Here is a 23,518-nt window from a genome sequence, read left to right on the forward strand (position 1 = left end):
TTTCTCCAGCAGAAGGCGCCGATGCCCAAGGGCACCTGCGGTGATGACTGAGGGTTAGGGAAAACGGGCCTCGCTGGCGGCCGGAGCACGGGGGTTGACCGGTTACCGACCCCACAATAGGCGCGAAACGTGCACGACGCACAGGTTTCGGGCACTGGCGTGATGACTTGGATGCTCTGCGTGACTCATTATTCACTGTTCCCGATCAGGAGCCGTTCCAACTCTTTTCGGTCGGGAAGTCCTGTCGGACGGACGATCCGCCCGCTGCGGACGTACAGGAACGAAGCCGTGACCAGCTCGGGATCGACGCCCGCCTGCTCGGCCCAGGCCAGTCGGTAGACCGCGAGCTGCAACGGGTCCGCGGTCTCCTCGCGGTGGGTCTTCCAGTCCACCACTTCGTAGCGTGACGCACCACCGGATCCTGACAACACGTCACCGTCCCGGTAGACCGCGTCGATCCGGCCGCGCACCACCCGCCCCGCCAGCACCAGTTGGAACGGCGCCTCGACCCGGTGGGGCTTGCGCTGCGCGTACGGGGTGCGCAGGAACGCCTCCTTGAGCCGCTCCAGGTCCTGCTCGTCCTCGATGCCGTCGTCGTCGGCGCCGGGCAGCGCGCCCGGCTCGACCAGCAGCAGCGGCTCGATCCGGGACTGCACCCAGGCATGGAAGCGGGTGCCGCGCCGGGCGGCGGGCTGCGGGGGGCGCGGCATCGGGCGGGCCAGGTCGCGGGCGAAACCGTCCGGATCCGCGGCCAGGCGCAGCAGCTGGGTGGCGGACAGCGCGGCGGGCAGCGGCACCTCGCGCGCGGTCCGCCGGGAGCGCTCCAACTCGCCCAGCAGCGCGGTCAGATCGCGGTCCCAGGAGGCCACCTGGCGCTGGTCCTCGGGGGCCATCGGCTCGGGCTCGGGAGCCGGGGCGCCGGCCAGGCGGGCGTGCACCACCTCGGCGACCCGGCGCCTGGCGTGCTGCGCCGCCGGATCCAGCGGCAGCGGCCAGGGGCGCTGGACGGGGGCGGCCAGCGCCGGGTTCTCGGCGCCCTTCTCCGGCTGCTCGGCCCAGCGCTCGACCTCGCCCGCACCGGGCTGCTCGCAGTGCTCGCGCAGCCCCTCCAGGAAGGCGGACGGGCCCCGGACGGTCTTCTGGCTCGGCCCCCACCAGTGCCCGGAGGCCAGCAGCAGCGAGCGCGGCCGGGTGAAGGCGACGTACCCCAGGCGCAGTTCCTCGGTGGCGGTGTGCTCGGCCAGCTCCTTCTTGAAGGCGGTCATCGCCTTGCCGGTCCACCCGCCGCGCACGTCGGGCAGGGTGGCGGCGTCGCCGCGCAGGGCGTGCGGGAGCACGCGCTTGGCGCTGGTCCAGCGCTCGCGCGGGGTCGAGGAGGGGAATGCGCCCCGCACCAGGCCGGGCACGGCGACCACGTCCCACTCCAGGCCCTTGGACTTGTGCGCGGTGAGCACCTTCACGGTGTCCTCGCCGCCGGGCAGGCTGCTGTCCAGGCCGCGCTCGTACTCCTGGGCGGCCCGCAGGAAGCCGAGGAAGGCGGCGAGGCCCGGGTCCCCGTCGAGGTCGGCGAAGGAGGCGGCGACGTCCAGGAAGGCGTGCAGGGTCTCCCGCCGGCGGGCGGCCAGGGCCTGCGGGGAGGCGGCGAGCTCGACCTCCAGGCCGGTGACCGCCAGCACCCGGTGCAGCACGTCCATCAGCGGGTCGGCGAGCGAGCGGCGCAGCTCGCGCAGCTCCTGGGCGAGGCGGGCGAAGCGCACCCGCGCCTCGGCGGAGAACGGCAGCTCGTCCGGCTGGGAGCCCTCCTCACCGGTCGAAGCAGTCAGGAAGCTCTCGACCGCGTCGGCCAGCGACACCACCTCGGTCGGGTCGGCCTCGGCGACGGCGGCAGCCAGCGCCTCGACGCCCTCGGGCCGGTCGGTGCGGACCAGCTCGGCGGCCCGCCGGCCGAGCAGCGCGAGGTCGCGCGGACCGATCCGCCAGCGCGGGCCGACCAGCAGCCGCACCAGCGCGGCGTTCGCGGTCGGGTCCTGCAGCACCTCGCAGACCGCCACCAGGTCGGCCACCTCGGGCAGTTGCAGCAGCCCGCCGAGGCCGACCACCTCGACCGGCACCTCGCGGGCGACGAGCGCCGCGTGGATGTCCGGGAAGGCGGCGCCGCCGCGGCACAGCACGGCGATCCGGCCGGGCGCGGTGCCGGTGCGCACCAGGTGGGAGATCGAGTCGGCGAGCCAGTCGACCTCCTCGGCGTGGGTGGGCAGCAGTGCCGTCCGCACGAAGCCGTCCAGCTCGGCGCCGGGGGCCGGGCGCAGCGCCTCGACGCCCTCGTGCATCTCCCGCAGCGGCGCGGCGAGCGCGTTGGCGAAGGCGAGCAGGCGTCCGCCGCTGCGCCGGTTCTCACTGAGCGCGTAGCGGTCGGCGGGGCGGCCGTCGGCCATGGGGAAGTGCCGCGGGAACTCGTCGAGGTTGGCGACGGAGGCGCCGCGCCAGCCGTAGATCGCCTGGCAGGGATCGCCGACGGCGGTCACCGGGTGGCCGCTGCCCGCGCCGTCCGGGCCGGCGCCGAAGAGCCCGGCGAGCATCAGGCGCTGGGCGACCGAGGTGTCCTGGTACTCGTCCAGCAGCACGACCCGGAACTGGCCGCGCTGCAGCTCGCCCACCTCGGGGCGCTGCTGGGCGAGGCGGGCGGCGGCGGCTATCTGGTCGCCGAAGTCCATCAGCCCGGCGGAGTGCTTGCGGCGCCGGTACTCCTCGACCAGGCGCAGCAGCTCCAGGCGGGCCCGGGCGGTGGCCGGCACCGCCCGCAGGTCGTCGTTGGTGAGCTTGACGGTGGCGAGGGTGTCCAGCAGCCCCTCGTCGAAGTCGCGCAGGGCCTGCGGCTCAACCAGGTGCTCGGCGAGTTCGCCGTCCAGCGCGGTGAGGTCGGCGACCAGGTTGGCGAAGGTGCCGGTGAGCGCGGGGAACGGGCCGCGGGCGGTGCGCAGCACCTTGGCGGCGAGCTGGAAGCGGGTGGCGTCGGCGAGCAGCCGCACGTCCGGCTCGATGCCGATCCGCAGGCCGTGCTCCTTGAGCAGGCGGCCGGCGAAGGCGTGGTAGGTGGAGATCTCCGGGTCGCCGAGCGGGTCGGCGGCGTCCCGGTCGGCCACCCCCGCGCGGAGCAGGGCGGCGCGGACGCGTTCGGAGAGCTCGCCGGCGGCCTTGTTGGTGAAGGTGAGGCCGAGCACCTCCTCGGGCCGTACGGCGCCGGAGCCGACCAGCCAGACGACCCGGGCGGCCATCACGGTGGTCTTGCCGGAGCCGGCTCCGGCCACGATCACGGCCGGAGCCAGGGGGGCGCCGATGGCCGCCATCTGCTCCCGGTTGAAGGGGATCCCCAGCAGCTCCTTGAGCTGGTCGGGATGGCTGAGCACGGCGGTCACCCAGCAACGTTAACGGGCCGGACCGACACTGCGGACGTCCGGCCGCCGTGACCCCGACTACTCGACGGCCACCCGACGGCCACCCGTCGGCTACTCGACCAGCTGCGCGCCGTCCCGCTGGGCCGAGCAGCTGCGGCGGAACGTGCACCGGTCGCAGCCGCCACCGGTCTGCGGGACGAAGCGCTCGGCCAGGACCTTCCCGGCGGCCTCGGCGAGCAGGCCCTCGATCCACGGCTCGCCCTCCGGCGGGTCCTGCCGCTGCACCTTGGGGGCGTCCTGGGAGGCCTTGCCGGCGGGCTCGCGCAGGTGGACCAGTTCGGCGCCGCCGGTGGCCGGGGTGTGCTCGGCGAAGCCGGGCAGCTCGTTGAGGGCGCCGGCCCGGACGGCGAGCTGGTAGACGGCCAGCTGCTTGTGCTCGGGCAGGGACTTGTCGGTGGGCAGCTGCTTGCCGGTCTTGAAGTCGACGACGTAGGCGCGCCCGGCCGTGTCCTTCTCGACCCGGTCCATCGAGCCGCGGATGCGCACCGAGACGCCGCCGACGTCGAGGGTGACGTCGAAGCCGTGCTCGGTGGCGACCACGTCCCGGCCGCGTTCCAGGACGTGCCAGTTGAGGAAGCGCTCCAGGGCCGCACGGGCCTCGGTCTTCTCCTGCTGGGACTTCCAGGGCGCGTCGAAGGCCAGCGCGTCCCAGACGGTGTCCAGGCGCTCCATCAGGACGGCGAGGTCGGCGGGGGTGCGGCCGGAGCCGACCTCGTCGGCGAGCGCGTGCACCACGTTGCCGAAGCCCTGGGCGGCCGAGCCGACGCCGCGTGCCTTGACCTCCTTGTCCAGGAACCACTGCAGCGAGCAGCTCTCCAGCTGCTCCAGACCGCTGCCGGACAGCCGCACCGGCAGGTCGGCGCTGCGCAGCGGCTCGGGGGCGGCGGTCGGGTCGTCCAGTCCCCACCAGCGTTCGGGGTGGGCGGCGGGCACCAGTGGCAGCCCGTCCTCGTCGGCGGCGGCGGCCAGGGTGGCGAGCCGTTCGGCGGCGGCGCGGCGCAGCTCGGGCGAGCGGGCCGGGTCGACGGTGACCGCCCGCAGCTCGGCGACCAGCGCGGCGACGGACAGCGGCCGGCGCGGGCGGTGGGTGACGTCCTCGACGGTGACCGGCGGGGTGCGGCGCACCACCTTTCCGGTACGGGGGTCGACGTCCTCGCGGTAGAGCTCGCGCAGGAAGCGGGAGGGCTCGTCGCCGTCGTCGGCCGGGGCCTTGACGGCGGTGACGATCAGCCGCTCCTTGGCGCGGGTCGCGGCGACGTAGAAGAGGCGGCGCTCCTCGCCGAGCAGCGCGGCCGGGGAGAGCGGCTCGGCCAGTCCGTCGCGGCCGATCCGGTCGGCCTCCAGCAGGGAGCCGCGGCGGCGCAGGTCGGGCCAGAGGCCGTCCTGGACTCCGGCGACGACGACCAGGCGCCACTCCAGGCCCTTGGACCGGTGGGCGGTCATCAGCCGGACGGCTTCGGGGCGGACGGCACGGACGGTGAGGGTGTCAGCGGCGATGTCCTGGGCTTCGAGCTCGGCGAGCAGGTCGAGGGCGCTGCGGTGGCCGGTGACCTGCTCCTCGGCACGGGCCGCGGTCTCGAACAGGGCGCACAGCGCGTCCAGGTCGCGGTCGGCGTTGCGGCCCGCGGCGCCGCCGCGCAGGGCGGCCCGCTCCAGCCGCTCGCGCCAGCGGCGACTGCCGTCCCACAGCTCCCAGAGCGCCTCCTCGGCGGTGCAGCCGCCGGCCAGCAGCTCGCGGACCTTGCGCAGCAGGGCGCCGAGGTCGCGGGCACGGCGGGCCTGGGCGGGGTCGAGGGCGACCAGCCGCTCGGGTTCGGCGAGGGCCTCGCGGATCAGCTCGCCGGCCGGGCGCGGGGCGGTGGCGGGACGGCCTTCGGCGCGCAGTGCGGCGCGTTCCTCCTCGCGCAGGGCGCGGCCCAGGCGTCGCAGGTCGGAGCCGTCGAGGCCGCCGAGCGGGCCGGTGAGCAGGGCGTGCGCCAGTTCGGTGGTGAGCGGGTCGGGGGCGGCGGCGCCGTCCCCGGTGCCGGGGTCACCGGCGCCGTCGTCCCCGGTGTCGGGATCCGGCTCGCCGTGCCGGTCGCGGGCGCTCTGCCGGGCCGCCTGCTGGGCGCAGACCCGCAGGGCGAGCAGCAGCTGGGCGACGGCCGGCTCCTCGCGCAGCGGCAGGTCGTCGCCGTCGATCTCCAGCGGGACGCCGGCCGCGCCGAGCGCCCGCCGCACGCCCGGTATGGACCGGGCGCCGGCCCGGACCAGCACGGCCATCTCGCCCCAGGGCACGCCGTCCTCCAGGTGGGCGCGGCGCAGCAGGTCGGCGATCGAGTCCAGTTCGGCGCCGGGGGTCGGGTAGGTGTAGATCTCGACCCGGCCGCCCTCGCGGGAGGGCAGCAGGGCGCGGTGCTGGGCGAGCTTGTCGGCGGGCAGCCGTCCCATCGGCATCCGCCGGGCGAGCTCCCGGGAGGCGGCGAGCAGCAGGGCGCCGGAGCGGCGGGAGACCCGCAGCACCTTGACCTCGGCGGGCTCGCCGTCGGCGCGGCGGAAGGCCTGCGGGAAGTCGAGGATGCCGTTGATGTCGGCGCCGCGGAAGGCGTAGATCGACTGGTCGGGGTCGCCGACGGCGACCAGGTCGCGTCCGCCGCCCGCGAGCCGGCGCAGCAGCCGGACCTGGGAGGGGTCGGTGTCCTGGTACTCGTCGACGAAGACGACGTCGTAGCGCCGGCGCAGGTCCTCCTCGACCTCGGGGCGTTCGGCGAGCAGGACGGCACGGTGGACGAGTTCGGCGTAGTCCAGGACGCCGCGCAGGTCGAGCACGTCGAGGTAGTCGGCCAGGAAGTGCGCGGCGGCGGCCCAGTCGGGGCGCTGGACGCCCTGCGCGAAGCGCTCCAGCTCGGCCTCGCCGAGGCCGAGCTCGCGGCTGCGGGCGAGGACGGCGCGGACCTCGTCGGCGAAGCCGCGGGTGGTCAGGCAGGCCCGCAGGTCCAGCGGCCAGGCGATCCGGGAGCTGCCGAGGCGGGCGTCCTCGGCTCCGCCCGCCAGCAGTTCGCGGACCATGACGTCCTGCTCGGGGCCGGAGAGCAGCCGCAGTGGCTCGGCGTAGTCCCGGGGGTCCTGGTGGGCGCGCAGCAGGGCGTAGCAGAAGGAGTGGAAGGTGGTGGCCTGCGGGGCGGCGGCGGAGCTGCCGAGCCGGCCGGACATCCGGTCGCGCAGTTCCATCGCGGCCTTGCGGCTGAAGGTGAGGACGAGGATCCGCTCGGGGTCGGTGCCGTCCGCGATCCGCCGGGCGACCGCCTCGACCAGCGTGGTGGTCTTGCCCGTGCCGGGCCCGGCCAGGACCAGCAGCGGCCCGTCGGCGTGCTCGACGACGGCACGCTGGTAGGCGTCCAGCACCGGCGGGTCGGGCTGGACGAGCGGGCTGCGCACGAGCCGGTAGGGGGAGGTCAACGAACGGATCCTGGGGTCGAGCAGGGCGGGGCGGGCACGGCAGGGCGGGCCCGCTCGGGCCCGCCCGCATCGAGCCTACGATCCTCCCCCGTCAATCCCGTCCGTGCGGGGAGTTCGGGGAAGTCTCCCGGCCGTCCCAGCGGGCCCGCCGGAGGTCGACCCGGGGCGGGTCGGCGAGCTCGCGCAGCGGGGTGCCCTCCTCGCCGTAGTGGGCGAGGGCGCGCTGCTCGTGCCCGGGCAGGAAGCGGCCGTCCGCGCGGATCACCCGCCACCAGGGCACCGAGCCGCCGTACAGGGCCATCACCCGGCCGACCTGCCGGGGCCCGCCCTGGCCGAGGTACTCGGCGACGTCGCCGTAGGTCATCACCCTGCCGGGTGGAATCCGCTCGGTCAGGTCGAGCACCAGTTCGGCGAAGGGCGGCAGGGCGTCCGGGGGGCCGTCGTCTGTTGCGTCCGTCACCTGCGGCATTCTTCCTCACAGGGGCGCACCCTTGGTCCCGTACGAACGGGACGCCGCGCCCGATCCGCCCCCTGTCCAGCACGGGGGGCCGGGGCATGCCACCATCTTCGGGGCGGTGAGTGGTGATACGAGGACAAGACCAGATGACCGGGACGGCTGACGTGGGCGTGGACAAGGACTCCGACGAGTCCTCTGCCGCCGTGCCCCCGGCGCCCGGCGGCGGGACCGAAGGCCGGCCCGAACCCGGGCCGACGCCGGAAGTCTCCCTGATCAAGGACCGGACGATCAAGACCCCCGCACCCGCCCGGGCCCCGGAACAGCCCGAACGGACCGCACCACCGGAGGCCGCGGCCCCGAAGGCGGTCGTCCCGGCGCCGACGGCCCCGGAGCCCTCCACCCCCGAGCCCTCGACCCCCGAGCCGGCGGCCCCCGAGCCGGCGGCCCCCGAACCGCTGCCGGACCACCAGGACCCGCTGGACGACGCCCCGCACCTGGACGTCGACGAGCCGCTGCTCGCCGCCCGCGCGCACCGCCCGTCCGACCTGATCCGCTTCCTGGCCGGCGTCTTCGGGATAGTCGCCGTCTTCGTGCTGGCCGGCATCGCCACCTCGACCACCACCGGCATCGAGCAGGACATCGCGACCAACGCGCCGCACTTCTCCGCGGTGCTCTCCACCATCACCGGCCTGGTCTCCAGCGTCGCGGTGCTCGCCGTACCGCTGGCCTTCGCCGTCGAACGGCTGATCAAACGCGACGGCCTGCGGGTCGCCGACGGCGTGCTCGCCTCGGTGCTCGCGTACGGCGTCTCGCTGGGCATCGACTGGTGGGTGGCCGAGGGCGCCTCCGAACACATCCGCGACGCGCTGACCCGGCTGCCGCTGGACAGCAACGGCACCCTCACCGACCCGGTGCACGGCTACCTCGCCCCGGTGATCGCCTACATGACCGCCGTCGGCATGTCGAGCAGACCGCGCTGGCGGGTCGCCCTGTGGGTGGTGGTGGTCTTCAGCGGCGTCACCGAGCTCCTCGGCGGCTACACCACCCCGCTGTCGCTGATGCTCACCGTGCTGATCGGCTGGTCCGTCGCCTACGGCACGCTGTACGCGATCGGCTCCCCCAACATCCGGCCCACCGGCCAGCACCTGATGATCGGTCTGCGCAAGGTCGGCTTCACCCCGGACGGCGCCCACCGCGCCCCCGACGCCCCCGGCGGCACCCGCCGCTACTACGTCACCCAGCAGGGCGGCCGGCCCCTGGACGTCCACATCATCGACCGCGAGCAGCAGGCCTCCGGCTTCTTCTACCGGGCCTGGCGGCGGCTGCGGCTGCGCTCGGTCGCGGTGCGCCGCAGCCCGCAGTCGCTGCGCCAGGCGCTGGAGCAGGAGGCCCTGATCGCGTACGCGGCGGCCGCCTCCGGCGCCCACGCCCCGCAGCTGGTCGCCACCTCCGAGCTCGGCCCGGACGCGGCGATCCTGGTGTACGAGAACGTCGAGGGCCGCACCCTCGACGAGCTGGCCGACGACGAGGTCACCGACGAGGTGATGGCCTCGATCTGGCGGTCGGTGGCCGCGCTGCACGAGCGCCGGATCGCCCACCGCCGGCTGACCGGCGAGTCCCTGCTGGTGGTGGACGAGCGGAGCGCCTGCCTGGTCAACCTCTCCGGCGGCGACATCGCCGCCACCGACCTCACCCTGCGCATCGACGTCGCCCAGCTGCTCACCACCTTCGCCCTGCGGATCGGCCCGGAGCGGGCCGTCGCCACCGCCAACGCGGTGCTCGGCGCCGAGCGGGTCGCCCAGGCGCTGCCGCTGCTCCAGCCGGTCGGGATGAGCCGGTCCACCAGGGTGGACCTGTCGAAGCTCAGCAAGGAGCGCAAGGCCACCGCCCGGGCCAAGGCGCTGGAGCAGGTCGCGGCCGGCGAGCGCACCCAGCAGCAGGCCGAGGAGGACATCGCGGTGGCCGGCGAGGACCTGCTGAGCCGCATCCGCGGGCAGATCCTCCAGATCGCCCCCGAGGCGCCGATGGAGCCGGCCAAGCTGGAACGGCTGAAGCCGAAGACCCTGATCATGGTCATCGCGCTCACCTTCGCCGCGTACCTGGCCCTGACCACCATCAAGCCGGCCCAGCTCAAGCTCTCCCAGATGAACTGGGCCTGGGCCGCGGCCGCCCTGCTCGCGGCCGCCTTCAGCTACGTCGCCGCCGCGATGAGCCTGACCGGCTTCGTCCCCGAGAAGCTGCCGTTCCGGCGCACCGTCGCCGCCCAGCTGGCCGGCTCGTTCGTCAAACTGGTCGCCCCCGCCGCGATCGGCGGCATCGCGCTCAACACCCGCTACCTGCAGAAGGCCGGCATCCGCTCCGGCCAGGCGGTCGCCTCGGTCGGCGCCTCCCAGCTGGCGGGCCTGGCCGGGCACCTGCTGCTGCTGTTCAGCTTCGGTCTGATCACCGGCAGCCAGACCAACGGCGACCTCTCCGCCTCCCGCGCGGTGATCATCGGCGTGCTGACCGCCGCCGTGCTCGCCCTGGTGGTGGCCGCCGTCGCGCCGCTGCGCCGGTTCGTGCTGGGGCGGCTGCGCTCGCTGTTCTTCGGCGTGGTGCCGCGGATGCTCGACCTGATGCAGACGCCCAGCAAGCTGGTCACCGGCTTCGGCGGCATCCTGCTGCTGACCCTCTCCTTCACCGCCTGCCTGGACTTCTCGGTGCAGGCCTTCGGCGGCGACGTCAGCTTCTCGGCGGTCGCGGTGGTCTTCCTGACCGCCAACGCGGCCGGCTCTGCGATCCCCACCCCGGGCGGCATCGGCCCGGTCGAGGTCGCCCTGATCGGCGCCCTGACCGTCGCGGACGTGTCCCCCGCGGTCGCCACCCCGGCGGTCTTCCTCTACCGGGCGCTCACCTTCTGGCTGCCGGTCCTGCCGGGCTGGATCGCCTACAACGTGCTGCAGCGCCGGAACGCGCTCTGACCATTCGCCGGGGTGCCCGGCGCACGACTGAGGGCCCCGCCGTACGGCCGGGCCCTCAGTCGTGTGACACCTGCTAGTAGACCGGCTTGTGCGGCTCGATCTGGTTCACCCAGCCGAGCACGCCGCCGCCCAGGTGGACGGCGTTGGCGAAGCCCGCCGCCTTCACCACGGCCAGCACCTCGGCCGAGCGCACGCCCGACTTGCAGTGCAGCACGATCTTCCGGTCCTGCGGCAGCTTCTCCAGCGCGTCGCCCATCAGGAACTCGTTCTTCGGGATCAGCACCGCGCCGGGGATGTTGACGATCTCGAACTCGCCGGGCTCGCGGACGTCGATGAGGTAGATGTCCTCCGCGTCGTCCTGCCACTGCTTCAGCTGCTGCGAGGTGACGGTCGAACCGGCGGCGGCGGCCTGCGCCTCCTCCGACACGACGCCGCAGAAGGCCTCGTAGTCGATCAGCTCGGTGACCGTCGGGTTCTCGCCGCAGACCGCGCAGTTCGGGTCCTTGCGGATCTTCACCTGGCGGTAGTTCATCTCCAGGGCGTCGTAGATCATCAGTCGGCCGACCAGCGGGTCGCCGATGCCGGCCAGCAGCTTGATCGCCTCGTTGACCTGGATCGAGCCGATGGACGCGCACAGCACGCCCAGCACGCCGCCCTCGGCGCAGGAGGGGACCATGCCCGGCGGCGGGGCCTCCGGGTACAGGCAGCGGTAGCAGGGGCCGTGCTCGGCCCAGAACACGCTGGCCTGGCCGTCGAAGCGGTAGATCGAGCCCCACACGTACGGCTTGCCGAGCAGCACCGCGGCGTCGTTCACCAGGTAGCGGGTGGCGAAGTTGTCGGTGCCGTCCACGATCAGGTCGTAGCCGGAGAAGATCTCCATGACGTTGGAGTTGTCGAGGCGCTCCTCGTGCAGCACCACGTCCACGTACGGGTTGATCTCCTTGACCGAGTCGCGCGCCGACTCCGCCTTGGAGCGGCCGACGTCCGACTGGCCGTGGATGATCTGCCGCTGCAGGTTCGACTCGTCCACCACGTCGAACTCGACGATGCCCAGCGTGCCGACACCGGCGGCGGCCAGGTACAGCAGCGCGGGCGAGCCCAGACCGCCGGCGCCGACGCACAGCACCTTGGCGTTCTTCAGCCGCTTCTGCCCGGCCATGCCCACGTCGGGGATGATCAGGTGGCGGGAGTACCGGCGGACCTCATCGACGGTGAGCTCGTCGGCCGGCTCGACCAGGGGTGGCAACGACACGGGGACTCCGATGGGTGTCTTGTTCGGGGTGGCCAGGGCCAGCCTCGGTGTGGGGTTGTTGCTCCGCCACTCGGGTGGCTGTCCAGACCAACAGTGTCACGTCCCCCCGGTATTCCGAGACAGCCCGTCCGAAGAGCGAGACGGGCGGCGCCGGATCGTGGAATCGGCCGCGAGGCCCCGACAGCCGCCCCGGGCCTGGGTTCCCGGGCCCGGGGAAGCCTGCGGAACACCCTCAGACCCGGCAGGCCGTCTCCAGCCAGACGTCCCCCAGGGACTCCTCCAACGGCACCTGTGTCCGCCATCCGAGACGGTCCCTGGCGGTGCGCACGTCCGCCTGCCGCCACGGCACCGGCTCGCCCGGCACGGTCCGGCCGTCCGGCCGCTGCCCCTCCAGCCGGTGCCCCGGCAGGTACGGGCCGGGCTGGTGGTGGTGGCCGGGAAGGTGGCCGGGCAGGTGGTCGCCGCCCGCCCCGACGGCCTGCGCCGGCAGCAGGACCTGCCGGTTCTCCTCGACGATCGACCCTTCGAAGCCCGAGGCCCGCACCAGCAGCTGGGCCGCGTCCCGGGCCCGGACGGCGTGCCCGCTGCCGATGTTGATCACCCCGGTGGCGGCCGACACCGCGGCCGCCTGGATGGCCCGCGCGACGTCCCGCACGTCGACGAAATCCCGGTATCCGGACAGGTCCGGCATCCGCACCTGGTTCTCGTCCCGCTCCAGCGCCCGCCGCAGGCCCTCGGCCAGCCGCCCGAACAGCGAGGCGGTCGGCGCGCCCGGTCCCACCACGTCGAACACCCGCAGCACCGCCGCGTCCAGCCCGGAGGCCAGCACCAGCTCCGTCCCGGCCAGCTTGGACACCCCGTACGGGCCCACCGGCCGCGGCTCGGCCGCCTCGGACACCGGCACGCCGCCGGGCACCGGCCCGTACTCGGCGGCCGAGCCGACGTGCACCAGCCGGGCCGGCTCCCGGCTGCGCCGGATCGCCTCGCAGACCGTCGCGACGGCCAGCGTGTTCGACCGGATCAGGGTGCGCGAGCTGCCGTAGGTGGCACCCGCGCAGTTGATCACCACCTGCGGCGCGACCGCGTCCAGGAAGCGGGCCAGCGCGCCCGGGCTCCCGGTGGTCAGGTCGAAGCGGATGTCGGCCGAGTCGCGCCGGCCGAGCACCGTCACCTGCAACTCCTGGTCCATCAGCAGACGGTCGGTGACCCGGCGGCCGATGAAGCCGTCGGCGCCCAGCAGCAGCACCCTCATCGGGGGTGTCCTTCCACGAAGCGAGGTCGGGGACGACCTGGCGGACTGAAATCAACGAAGGGACGAAACACGGATCGGGGAGCGGGCATCGGGGGGCGGGGCGCGGGCCGGATCAGCGGTAGGAGCCCGCGCGGCCCAGCACCGCCCAGGCGTACGCCAGCAGCACCGCCGCGACGGCGCCGCCGCCGAGCAGGAGGGCCGAGGGCAGGGTGCGACCAGCGGCGAGCAGGCCCAGCGTCGCGGCGGGCCCGGCCAGCGCCCCCACCGCCGCCGCGGTCGGCCGGCCGCAGTGCGCCAGCAGCGCGGGCAGCACCAGCAGCAGGCCCAGCACGCCCTGCGCCGCCCACGGCCCCGGGCCGGCCCGCTCGGCCGCCAGGTGCAGCAGCCCTCCGCCGTGGCCCGGTGCCGGGCCCGGCGCGACGACGGTCCGCACGGCCAGTGCGGCGACGGTCAGCGCGGCGAGCGCCGCCAGGTGCAGGGCGACCGCGACCGGCAGCACCGGGCGCATCCGGGACCGGAACTCGGCCAGGGTGCCCGCCGCACCGAGGTGGCCCCGGCCGACCTGCCGGTACCAGCGGGCCGCCCGCTCGGCGGACCCGGCCGACACCGCCGCCGCCAGGGCCAGTGCGACGGCCGACGGGCCGTCCCCGGCCGGTACGGCCAGCGGGAGCAGCAGCAGTGCGGCCAGCCCCAGCCCGTACCCGAACGCGGCCGGGTGCCGACGGGAGCTCACGGACCACCCCGGCACCGGAGCCGGCCCGAGGACGTCCGACGGGCGGCACGGCGGGGCGGCCGAGGGAAGGCCGGGCCCGCCCTCCGGCGGCGCGGTCAGCACGGGCAGCAGCACCAGCGGGACGGCGGCGGTCAGCAGCACCGGCCAGCGGGCACCGAGCGCGGCCACCCCCGCGCAGGGCAGCGCGGCCAGTGCGGCGGCGGTCAGCGCCGCCCTGGCCGCGGCCCCGCGCCGAGGCGGCCGGACCGGCCCGGGCTCCGCCGGGCGCCGGGGCACCCGGGCGTACAGCTCCTCGGCGAGCGAGAACAGGTCGGCGTGCCGGCAGCGGGCGGCGGCGTCCGGGCCGAACCCGGCCTCCTCCAGCCCGGCGGCGATCTCCAGCGGGTCGACGGCTCGCTCGCACAGCTCCCGGTGCTCCGCCATCACCTCGCGCACCGGGTCCGCGCTGCTGCCGAGCGCTGCGCGGCCGGACATCAGACGGCCTCCGCGAACGCGGCGGGCTCCGGCGCGGCCGACGTCCGGGTGCCGGCGCCCACGCCCTCCCCGCCACCGTCCCCGCCGTCCCCGGCCGGGACTCCCCGGCCGTCCGCCAGCCAGTACTCGGCGGGCCGGGCGAACGGACGCGGCGCCGGGCCGCCCCCGCCGCCGCCCCCGCCGCCGGGAAAGGCCGGGTACTGCGAGACCAGCTCCAGGTATATCTCCCGGAAGGCGCCGATCACCGGCTCGACGGCGAAGCGTTCCTGCGCCCGCAGCCGCCCGGCCAGCCCGAGCCGGGCCCGCCGCTCCTCGTCGCGCAGCAGCGCCAGGCAGGCGCCGGCCAGGGCGCGCGGGTCGCGGGCGGGCACCAGCAGCCCGGCGGGCCCGACCACCTCGCGGGCCACCCCGACGTCGGTGGACACCACCGCCCGGCCGCTGAGCATCGCGTCCGCGAGCAGCCGGGGCGCGCGCTGGGACAGCGCCGAGAAGACCACCGCCGTACCGGCCTCCCAGACCTCGGCGAGCGTCCCCGGCCGTCCGGCGAAGTCCACCGCGGCGGCCACCCCCAGACGCTCGGCCACCATCGCGCAGTGCGCCCGGTAGCCGGGCGCCGCCTCCTCGCCGTACAGCACCAGCCGGGCTCCGGGCAGCTCGTCGCGGACCCGGGCGAACGCGTGCAGCGCCAGCTCCGGGTCCCGGCCGGGCTCCAGCGCGCCCGCCCACACCAGGGTCGGCGCGGCCGGTTCCGGCCCGGCGGCCGGGCGGTCCACGGCCGGCGTCCCCTCGTACACCACCCGGGTGCGGGCCGGGTCGGCCCCGCAGCGGCCCTGCCACTGCCGGTCGTGGGCACTGCCCGGGGTCAGCACGGCCGCCTGCCGGTAGGTCTCGCCGGTGAGCGCCCGGTAGAAGGACAGCAGCAGCACCCGCACCGGCCACCGGTACGGCGCCTCGCGGTAGCCGAGGTACTGCTCGCGCAGGTGCAGGCCGTGCTCGGTGACGACGAACGGCACCCCGTGCAGGTGCCGGGCCACCAGGGCGGGCAGCGCGGCGAGCCCGCCGCCGACCACGTGACACAGGTCGGCCGCGCCGAGGCCGCCGGGGCCGGTGCCGTACCAGGGCGCGGACAGCGGCCGCAGGCACTGCTCCAGCAGGTCGGCCGCGACCAGCACGTCGCACACCAGCGGCTGCCCGGCCGAGGTGTCCGCGCCGGGCAGCCGCCAGGTCCGCTCCAGGATCCGCCGGGCGTGCGCGGAGGCCAGGAAGGCGGGCAGCCCGCCGTCCTCGCCCGCGAGCGCCGCCAGCCGGTACAGCCCGGGGCCGAAGCCGGCCCGCTCCCCCGGCAGCACCAGCGCCCGCACCAGCTGCTCGTACGCCCCGGCGTACCTGCGTCTGCGCACCGCGCCGGGTGCCCGCCCGGCCGGCCGGCGCCCCCACAGGGCCAGGTCGCGGACGTCGCGCCAGGCGGGCGACAGCCGCTCCACGGCACCCGGGCCGTCCGGGCCGGTCAGCAGGTACAGCTCGAACTCGTGCTCCGGCAGGCCCTCGGCCAGTCGGTCGCACCAGCCTCCGGCGCCACGCTGGGGATGCGGACGGGCACCCTCGGTGAGCAGGGCAATGCGCACGGGAGACCTCCAGGGCAGAGCGGATTCGCGGACGGATCACGGACGGCCGAGCGGCCCGAGCGGTGGCCGGGGGCGCCCCCGCGCGCGGCGGGGACGGCCGGGGCCGGGGAGTCGGTCGGCCGGGCCGGCGCCGCGGCGCCCCGTGCGGCGGCCCGGCGGCACGGCCGCGGCCGTGCCGCGTTCCGTTCCCCCGGGCGCCCGCCCGCTCCGGCGGCCGGACCCGGCCGCCGGGACCCCTGGCCGCGGCCGCCCTCCGGTTTCTCCGGCGGCCGCGACTCCCCCACACCTGTTCGGTCCGACAGCAGAAAGGTAGGACCGGCCCCGGGCAATCCATCGGTCACATGCCTGGCTGCCACCTGAACGAGTGAAAGGCCGTGACCTCGACCCGAACCGGGCCGTTACCGGGCGGTACGCGCGCCCGCCCGCGACGCCCGCGTCCGGCCCGCCCGCGACGCCCGCCCGCGGCGGGCCCGCCCGCTCAGCGCGCGGTCTGCGCGATCAGCTCCCGCACGGCGCGGGCGACCTCGTCCGGGTGCTCCATCATCGCCACGTGCCCCGACTCCGGCAGCACCAGCAGCCGGGCGTCCGCGAAGGCGGCGCAGGCGCGCCGGGCCGAGCGGTAGGAGACCAGCTTGTCGCGCAGCCCGTACACCAGCAGCACCGGTGCCGTGACCTGTTCGGCCTGCCGCCACAGCGCCTGGTCGCCGCGCTCGGTGTACGCCGAGACGATGCCGCGGGCCGAGCCGATCAGCGCCTGCATCGCGTGCGGCACCTCCAGCCGGCGCCGGTACTCGGCGACCGCCTCGGCCCGGGCGGCCGGGCTCAGGCTGCCCGGGTCTCCGTAGACCAGCCGCAGCAGGTCCTCGGTGGCCGCTTCGACGTCGCGCCCGTTCGCGGCCAGCCGGCGCAGCACCGCGGGCACCCCGGGGACGGCGAGCAGGCCGGTAGGCCAGGCGGAGCGCTGCGGGGGCAGCTCGGGCAGCGCGGGCGAGACCAGGGTGAGGCTGCGCACCAGGTCCGGGCGGAGGGCGGCGAGGCGGACGGCGACCGCGCCGCCGAGGGAGTTGCCGAACAGGTGGACGGGGCCGCGGTCGGCGGCCTCCAGGTAGCCGATCACCGCGCGGACGTGACCGGAGACGGTGAGGTTGCCGTCGGTGGGCGGGTGGGAGCGGCCGAAGCCGGGCAGGTCCACGGCCTCGCCGTCGACCAGTCCGGAGAGCCGGTCCATCAGGGCCGTCCAGTTGGCGGCCGAGCCGCCGAGCCCGTGCACGAAGAGGCCCGGCTCGCGGGCGCCGGCGACGCCGTCGGCGGCGGCCCGGTGCACCGCGAGCACCGCGCCGGGGACCTCGACCGTACGTACCTGCTGCTCAGCGCTGCTCATGGTGGACGATGGTAGTGAGCCCGGGCCCGGAGCACCCGGGGTGGTCCGGCCGTCCCTTCCCTTCGTCACACCACTGCCGAGGCCGAGGTCAGCGCCGTATTGTGGGCTCCTGACAACCAGCCGACCGTCTTTTCTCGCCTTCGCCGAACGCGGGCGCGGTTACCGAAAAGTAGAATCGGCCATCTTGCCAGCCCCGAACAGACCCGAAGTGAGGAGCGCCGTGACGGCCATCCAGGAGGCGCAGGAGCGCCCGCGCGGTGCCCGCCTGCCGCGAAGCGCCCGCCGTGAACAACTGCTCGGTGCCGCCCAGGAGGTGTTCGTCGCGCAGGGCTACCACGCGGCCGCCATGGACGACATCGCCGACCGCGCCGGGGTCAGCAAGCCGGTGCTGTACCAGCACTTCCCCGGGAAGCTGGAGCTCTACCTGGCGCTGCTCGACAAGCACTGCGACGCCCTGGTCGAGTCGACCCGCGAGGCGCTGTCGACGACCAACGACAACAAGCAGCGCGTGGCCAACACCATGGAGGCGTACTTCAACTACGTCTCCAGCGAGTCGGGCGCCTTCCGTCTGGTCTTCGAGTCGGACCTGACCAACGAGCCGGCCGTGCGCGAGCGGGTCGAGCGGGCCTCCGAGGCGAGCGCGACGCTGGTCAGCAAGGTGATCCAGGAGGACACCGACCTGCCCGAGGCGGAGTCCAAGCTGCTCGCCGCCGGCGTCTGCGGCCTGGCCCAGATCACCGCCCGGTACTGGCTCTCGCAGGGTCTGGAGATCCCGCGCGACGAGGCGGTGCGGCTGGTCGCCAGCCTGTCCTGGCGCGGTCTGAAGGGCTTCCCGATGCACCCGGGCGACCAGCCCGGCGAGGGTGCCCACCAGGGGTGATCCGCCGACCTTCGCCTGGGCGCTGATCCGGTGCTCTATGGTGAAGCCGTACGGCGCGGTCGCCGCGAACGCTTGTTCCAGGCGGTCCGGTGCCCGCGCGTGGAGGCTGCAACCCCGGAGGGACGGAAGCCGTGGAGGTCAAGATCGGCGTGCAGAACGCGCCGCGCGAGATCGTGATCGAGAGCTCGCAGACTGCCGATGAGGTCCAGAGCGCGGTCGCGAAGGCGCTGGAGGGCTCGGAGAAGCTCCTCACGCTGACCGACGAGCACGGCCGTCGCGTCATCGTCCCGGCCGAGCGCCTGGCGTACGTGGAGATCGGTGAGCAGGCCGTCCGCAAGGTCGGCTTCGGCACCCTCTGAGGCGCCGCCCGAGCAGTCGTTACCGGTGCCCCGTTCCCGCGAGGGAGCGGGGCACCGCTGCGTGTACGGCCGGGTGGGGCTGGGTACGGCGACAGGTGCGGCAACGGTGCCGCACGCCCGTCCCCGGGAGGCAGCCTTGCTGGTGGAGTCGCTCGCGTTCGCCCTCGTCGGCCTGGTCACGGGCGGCGCCGCACTGCTGGCCCTGCCCGCGTACTTCCGGGCTCCGCGCGCCCTGACGCTCGGCACCGCACTGGCGGCGGCACTGGTCGGCGGCGTGGTGGCGCACTTCTGCCTGGACGGGCGCTACCCGGCGGTGTCGGTGGCGGCTGCCGCACTGGCCTCGGCCGTGCTCACCTCGATGCTGGCCCGGCCGGACCTCGCCGTCGGGCGGGCCCCGGCGCACCGCCACCACCCGCACCGGACCGGCGCCCACCGCGCGCCGCGGCGGCACCGGCCCGCGTAGCGGGTCGGTCAGCTGGCCAGGCCCAGGGCGGCCATCCGCTTGGTGTGCGCCTCGGTGATCCGGTTGAACATCTTGCCGACCTCGACGAGGTCGAAGCCCTGCACCCGGACGCCGCCGACCAGCAGGTTGGACAGCGCGTCACGCTCGGCGACCACCCGCTGGGCCTGGCTGAGCGCCTCGCCCATCAGCCGCCGGCCCCACAGCGCGAGCCGGCCGCCGGCCCGCGGGTCGGCCTGGATCGCCTCCCGCACCTTGTCGACGGCGAACTGGGCGTGGCCGGTGTCGGACATGACGCCGAGCACCAGGTCGCGGGTGTCGTCGTCCAGCCGGACGGCCACCTCGCGGTAGAAGTCGGTCGCGATGGCGTCGCCGACGTAGGCCTTGACCAGGCCCTCCAGCCAGTCCGAGGGCGCCGTCATCCGGTGGAACAGCTCCAGCGGCTCGACGAACGGGCGCATCGCCTCCTGCGGGTCGGCGCCGATCTCGGCGAGCCGGTCGTGCAGGCGCTGGTAGTGCTGGAACTCGGCGGAGGCCATCCGGGCCAGGGCCGCCTTGTCGGCGAGGTCCGGCGCCAGCTTGGCGTCCTCGGCGAGCCGCTCGAAGGCGCTCAGCTCGCCGTACGCGAGCGCGCCGAGCAGATCCAGCACCGCCGCCCGGTAGCCGGGGTCGGCCGAGCACGCGGCCCAGTCGCCGATCGAGCCGGCCGCGGCGTCCTGCGTCTCACCATGGGTCTCCATGACCTGTCACCTTAAGGCCTGTCCCCGGGCTCCCGCCCGCGTCGCGACGCCGGGTGACCGGCCCGATCGTGTGATCGTGCGGCGGTCGCCGGGGGCAATGTCAGACGCGTCACGTGTTCGAGTCGTCGCCTGACTGTATGGTGGTACGGAGCCCCGTCGTGCTTGCACGGTGTCACCGCCGTCTCGGTAACCCGCGCAAGCCCGCTCCGAAGCGGCACCGTCCAGCCGGACGTGTCCGCACCGGAGGCACGGGTACTCACGTACGCGGATGCCCGGTCGGAGAGCCGATCGGCTCCGACCATGGCTTGGACTTCAAGCCTTGGCACCGCATCAGTGGCCGAGCGAGGGCCGCCGAGACCACGCCCCCTGGCGGAGGTCCCGCGCAGGTCCCTCACGGGAACCCTCCCCGACGCCGCCGGCGACGCGCCCCGTACCAGGGCAGCGCGCACCGGCCGGCCGCAGGGACCGGCGCGGTTGTGCGTCCGCGCAGCTGTAATCGGGGCCGCACAGGCCCGTACGCAGCCGCGCGGCTGCCCGCCCGCCGCTCGCTCTCGGCCCCTCCACACGGAAGAGGCAGCACCCTGTCCACCACCGCTGAACCCATCAAGACGACGTTCCGGGACCTGGGGATCCTCCCGGAGACCGCCGAGGCGCTCGAAGCCGTCGGCATCGTCCACCCCTTCCCCATCCAGGAGATGACCCTCCCGGTCGCGCTGACCGGCCACGACGTCATCGGCCAGGCCAAGACCGGCACCGGCAAGACCCTCGGCTTCGGCCTCCCGCTGATCGAGCGGGTCGTCGTGCGCGCCGACGTGGACGCCGGCCGGTGCACCGAGGAGCAGCTCTCGGACTTCCCGCAGGCGCTGATCGTCGTCCCGACCCGTGAGCTCTGCACCCAGGTCACCAACGACCTGCAGACCGCCGGCAAGGTCCGCGACGTGCGCGTCCTCGCCGTCTACGGCGGCCGGGCGTACGAGCCGCAGGTCGAGGCGCTCACCAAGGGCGTCGACATCGTGGTCGGCACCCCGGGCCGACTGCTCGACCTGGCCGGCCAGAAGAAGCTGAACCTGTCCAAGGTCCGCGCGCTGGTCCTGGACGAGGCCGACGAGATGCTCGACCTCGGCTTCCTGCCGGACGTCGAGAAGATCATCACCATGCTGCCGGCCAAGCGGCAGACCCTGCTGTTCTCGGCCACCATGCCGGGCCAGGTCATCAGCCTCGCCCGCCGGTACATGAGCCAGCCGACCCACATCCGGGCCACCGCCCCGGACGACACCGGCACCACCGTCGCCAACATCGAGCAGCACATCTTCCGTGCGCACTCGCTCGACAAGGTCGAGATGGTCTCGCGCATCCTGCAGGCCGACGGCCGCGGGCTGGCGATGATCTTCTGCCGCACCAAGCGCACCGCCGCCGACGTCTCCGACCAGCTGACCCAGCGCGGCTTCGCGGCCGGCGCGGTCCACGGCGACCTCGGCCAGGGCGCCCGCGAGCAGGCGCTGCGGGCCTTCCGCAACGGCAAGGTGGACGTCCTGGTCTGCACCGACGTCGCCGCCCGCGGCATCGACGTCGAGGGCGTCACGCACGTCATCAACTACCAGTGCCCCGAGGACGAGAAGACCTACCTGCACCGGATCGGCCGCACCGGCCGGGCCGGCGCCTCCGGCACCGCCGTCACCCTGGTCGACTGGGACGACATCCCGCGCTGGCAGCTGATCAACAAGGCGCTGGACCTGCCGTTCAACGACCCGGAGGAGACCTACTCCACCTCGCCGCACCTCTACGAGCTGCTGAAGATCGCGCCGGGCACCAAGGGTGTCCTGCCGCGCTCGGAGCGGACCCGGGCGGGGCTCAACGCGGAGGAGGTCGAGGACCTCGGCGAGACCGGCGGACGCGGCAGCCGTTCCGCCCGTTCCGGCCGCGGTCGCGGCGGACAGGGCGGCCCCGGCCGTCCGGCCGCCGCCCCGGCCGAGACCGAGGAGCAGAAGCCGCGCCGCACCCGTGAGCGCCGCCGCACCCGTCGGGGCTCGGCGCTCGGCGCCGAGGGCGAGGCCGTCGCCGGCGTGACCGAGGCCGCCGTGGCGGCCCCGGCCGCCGAGGGCGCCGAGGGCGAGGCCGCACCGCGCCGTCGCCGTCGCCGCTCGCGCGGCGGTGCCGCCGGTGAGGCCGTGGCCGCTGCCGCGGTGGAGGCGACCGTGGTGGAGGCGGCTCCGGTCGTCGAGGCCGCTCCCGCCGTCGAGGCTCCGGTGGCGGAGAAGCCGGCCGCCCGCACCCGGACCCGGACGCGCAAGCCGAAGGCGGAGGCGGTCGAGGCCGCTCCGGCCGCCGAGGCCGTCGTCGCCGAGGCGGTCGGCACCGAGGCCCCGGCCGAGGAGAAGAAGCCGGCCACCCGGACCCGCACGCGCAAGCCGAAGGCGGAGGCCGTCGAGGCCGCCGCCGAGGCTGCCGTCGCCGAGGCGGTCGGCACCGAGGCCCCGGCCGAGGAGAAGAAGCCGGCCACCCGGACCCGGACCCGCAAGCCGAAGGCGGAGGCCGTCGAGGCCGCTCCGGCCGCCGAGGCCGTCGTCGCCGAGGCCGTCGTCACCGAGGCCCCGGCCGAGGAGAAGAAGCCGGCCGCCCGGACCCGGACCCGCAAGCCGAAGGCCGCGGCCACCGCCGAGACCGCCCCGGCGGCGCCGGCGGCCGAGGCCGAGGCGGCCGAGGTCCCGGCTCCGCGCAAGCGCACCCGCGCCCGCAAGGCCGCCGCGACCGTCGAGGCGACCCCGGAGAGCTGATCCCGGTGCATCCCCGAGGGGGCGAGCCAGGCCGACAGGCCCGGCCCGCCCCCTCGGGCGTTCCCGGGCCCCGGCCGCACCGGCGACGAGGAGCCTGCCGCCGTCCGGGCCCACCGGCGGCCGGCGGCACGACACGTCGCCGACGGCACGGGCGCCGGACGGCGGCGGGCACGCCCTAAGCTCGGGGACGTCGGGAAGTCGCAGGCAGGAGAGCAGGGAGACCACGCCATGAGCACGCCGCCGTTCCTGAGGTTGCCCCGGTGCGCGCGGGCCGAGCGGGTGGTGACCGGGCGCGGCGGGTTCGCGGCGCTGCGGGCGGAGCCCGACGGGGCGGTGCTGGGTTCGGCACTGCTGGTCCCGGGGTTCACCGGCAGCAAGGAGGACTTCATCGGGCTGCTCGAACCGCTCGCGGCGGCCGGGTACCGGGTGACGGCCGTGGACCAGCGCGGGCAGCACGAGACCGGCGGGCCGGACGACCCCGCGGCGTACGCCGCCGGCGAGCTGGGCGCGGACGTGCTGGCGCTCACCGAGGCTCTGGCGGCGGACGGCGAGCCGCTGCACCTGCTGGGGCACTCCTTCGGCGGCCAGGTGGTGCGGGAGGCAGTGCTCTCCGCCGCCGCGCACGGCCCGCTGCCGTGGCGGTCGCTGACCCTGATGTCCACCGGGCCGGGCGCGATCGACCCGGCCGAGGCGGCCCGCACCAAGCTGCTGCTGGACGCGCTGCAGGTGATGGGCCTGGAGGAGATCTGGCAGGTCATGCGGCAGATGGAGGCCGACAGCGGGCAGCCGCTGCCGGCCCTCGACCCCGCCGTCGCGGAGTTCCTGCACCGCCGCTGGCTGGCCAACGTGCCGCGGGCGCTGTCCGTCACCGGCGGCCACCTGGTCGCCGCGCCGGACCGGGTGGACGAGCTGGCCGCCGCCACCGCCGGGCTGCCGGTGCTGGTGCTGTCCGGCGTGCGGGACTACGCCTGGCCGGTCCCGGAGCAGACCGGGATGGCCGAGCGCCTGGGCGCCCGACGGGTGGTGGTCGCGAACGCGGGCCACTCCCCCAACGCCGAGCAGCCGGCCGCGACCGCCGAGGCGCTGGCCGCGTTCTGGGCCTGACCGCCCTCCGGCCCCGGCCGACCCACGTCACCTCACCGCCTTCCGGGAGTGGTCTGTACCACTTTCGGAAGTTCGACGGGCTTCACCGCAGGACAAAATTCGTTAGTTACGGTAATCTTTGATTCTGTCCGGGAATCATCGTCGGCCTCGACGCCGACGCGTACCGCTCGAAAC

Annotated in this window: 15 protein-coding genes; 6 read left to right on the forward strand and 9 right to left on the reverse strand. The window is 75.3% G+C overall.

What is annotated here, in order from left to right; translation table 11 throughout:
• Positions 1-188 precede the first annotated feature (188 nt).
• The 3 genes from ACZ7KX_RS15470 to ACZ7KX_RS15480 form a co-directional block, all read right to left on the reverse strand.
• Positions 189-3,416 carry a UvrD-helicase domain-containing protein gene (locus ACZ7KX_RS15470; RefSeq protein ID WP_470326860.1) on the reverse strand — a complete coding sequence of 1,076 codons (3,228 nt, stop codon included), beginning with the start codon at positions 3,414-3,416 and terminating at the stop codon, positions 189-191.
• Positions 3,417-3,506: 90 nt separating this feature from the next.
• Complete coding sequence (locus ACZ7KX_RS15475) at positions 3,507-6,893, reverse strand: ATP-dependent helicase (protein ID WP_470326861.1); 3,387 nt, start codon at positions 6,891-6,893, stop codon at positions 3,507-3,509.
• Between the two features lie 91 nt (positions 6,894-6,984).
• Positions 6,985-7,362 (reverse strand): MGMT family protein, encoded by a 378-nt coding sequence (locus ACZ7KX_RS15480; RefSeq protein ID WP_470326862.1) that lies wholly within the window; start codon positions 7,360-7,362, stop codon positions 6,985-6,987.
• Between the two features lie 134 nt (positions 7,363-7,496).
• Here ACZ7KX_RS15480 and ACZ7KX_RS15485 point away from each other — a divergent pair, with 134 nt between their 5' ends.
• Positions 7,497-10,310: a flippase-like domain-containing protein gene (locus ACZ7KX_RS15485; RefSeq protein WP_470326863.1), complete on the forward strand. Its 2,814-nt coding sequence runs from the start codon at positions 7,497-7,499 to the stop codon at positions 10,308-10,310.
• Positions 10,311-10,383: 73 nt separating this feature from the next.
• Here ACZ7KX_RS15485 and moeZ read toward each other — a convergent pair whose 3' ends face one another.
• From moeZ to ACZ7KX_RS15510, 5 genes are all read right to left on the reverse strand, one after another.
• Entirely contained in the window at positions 10,384-11,562 is a 1,179-nt protein-coding gene (gene moeZ / locus ACZ7KX_RS15490; protein ID WP_350522114.1) for an adenylyltransferase/sulfurtransferase MoeZ, read from the reverse strand.
• Between the two features lie 232 nt (positions 11,563-11,794).
• Positions 11,795-12,814, reverse strand: a complete 1,020-nt coding sequence (locus ACZ7KX_RS15495; RefSeq protein WP_470326864.1) for an NAD-dependent epimerase/dehydratase family protein — start codon at positions 12,812-12,814, stop codon at positions 11,795-11,797.
• Between the two features lie 112 nt (positions 12,815-12,926).
• Entirely contained in the window at positions 12,927-14,021 is a 1,095-nt protein-coding gene (locus tag ACZ7KX_RS15500; RefSeq protein ID WP_470326865.1) for a hypothetical protein, read from the reverse strand.
• On the reverse strand, positions 14,021-15,646 hold the full coding sequence (locus tag ACZ7KX_RS15505; protein WP_470326866.1) for a DUF3492 domain-containing protein: 1,626 nt from the start codon (positions 15,644-15,646) through the stop codon (positions 14,021-14,023). Before ACZ7KX_RS15505 ends, ACZ7KX_RS15500 begins: the two co-directional genes overlap by 1 nt.
• 478 nt (positions 15,647-16,124) lie before the next feature.
• Positions 16,125-17,027, reverse strand: a complete 903-nt coding sequence (locus tag ACZ7KX_RS15510; RefSeq protein WP_470326867.1) for an alpha/beta fold hydrolase — start codon at positions 17,025-17,027, stop codon at positions 16,125-16,127.
• A 220-nt stretch (positions 17,028-17,247) separates the two neighbouring features.
• On the opposite strand from ACZ7KX_RS15510, the gene ACZ7KX_RS15515 reads away from it, so the two are divergent.
• The 3 genes from ACZ7KX_RS15515 to ACZ7KX_RS15525 all read left to right on the forward strand — a co-directional run bounded on the left by ACZ7KX_RS15515 (position 17,248) and on the right by ACZ7KX_RS15525 (position 18,729).
• A complete protein-coding gene (locus ACZ7KX_RS15515; RefSeq protein WP_396544533.1) occupies positions 17,248-17,907 on the forward strand; it encodes a TetR/AcrR family transcriptional regulator in 660 nt (219 codons plus the stop codon).
• 131 nt (positions 17,908-18,038) lie between these two features.
• Entirely contained in the window at positions 18,039-18,266 is a 228-nt protein-coding gene (locus ACZ7KX_RS15520; RefSeq protein ID WP_350522120.1) for a DUF3107 domain-containing protein, read from the forward strand.
• Positions 18,267-18,402: 136 nt separating this feature from the next.
• Positions 18,403-18,729: a hypothetical protein gene (locus ACZ7KX_RS15525; protein ID WP_470326868.1), complete on the forward strand. Its 327-nt coding sequence runs from the start codon at positions 18,403-18,405 to the stop codon at positions 18,727-18,729.
• A gap of 8 nt (positions 18,730-18,737) precedes the next feature.
• Here the strand turns inward: ACZ7KX_RS15525 and ACZ7KX_RS15530 are convergent, their stop codons facing one another.
• Positions 18,738-19,466, reverse strand: a complete 729-nt coding sequence (locus tag ACZ7KX_RS15530) for a ferritin-like fold-containing protein (protein ID WP_350522122.1) — start codon at positions 19,464-19,466, stop codon at positions 18,738-18,740.
• Between the two features lie 476 nt (positions 19,467-19,942).
• Here ACZ7KX_RS15530 and ACZ7KX_RS15535 point away from each other — a divergent pair, with 476 nt between their 5' ends.
• Positions 19,943-22,240: a DEAD/DEAH box helicase gene (locus ACZ7KX_RS15535; protein WP_470326869.1), complete on the forward strand. Its 2,298-nt coding sequence runs from the start codon at positions 19,943-19,945 to the stop codon at positions 22,238-22,240.
• Positions 22,241-22,468: 228 nt separating this feature from the next.
• Complete coding sequence (locus ACZ7KX_RS15540; protein WP_470326870.1) at positions 22,469-23,344, forward strand: alpha/beta fold hydrolase; 876 nt, start codon at positions 22,469-22,471, stop codon at positions 23,342-23,344.
• Positions 23,345-23,518 lie beyond the last annotated feature (174 nt).

It is taken from the genome of Kitasatospora sp. NPDC038210 (assembly GCF_055600605.1).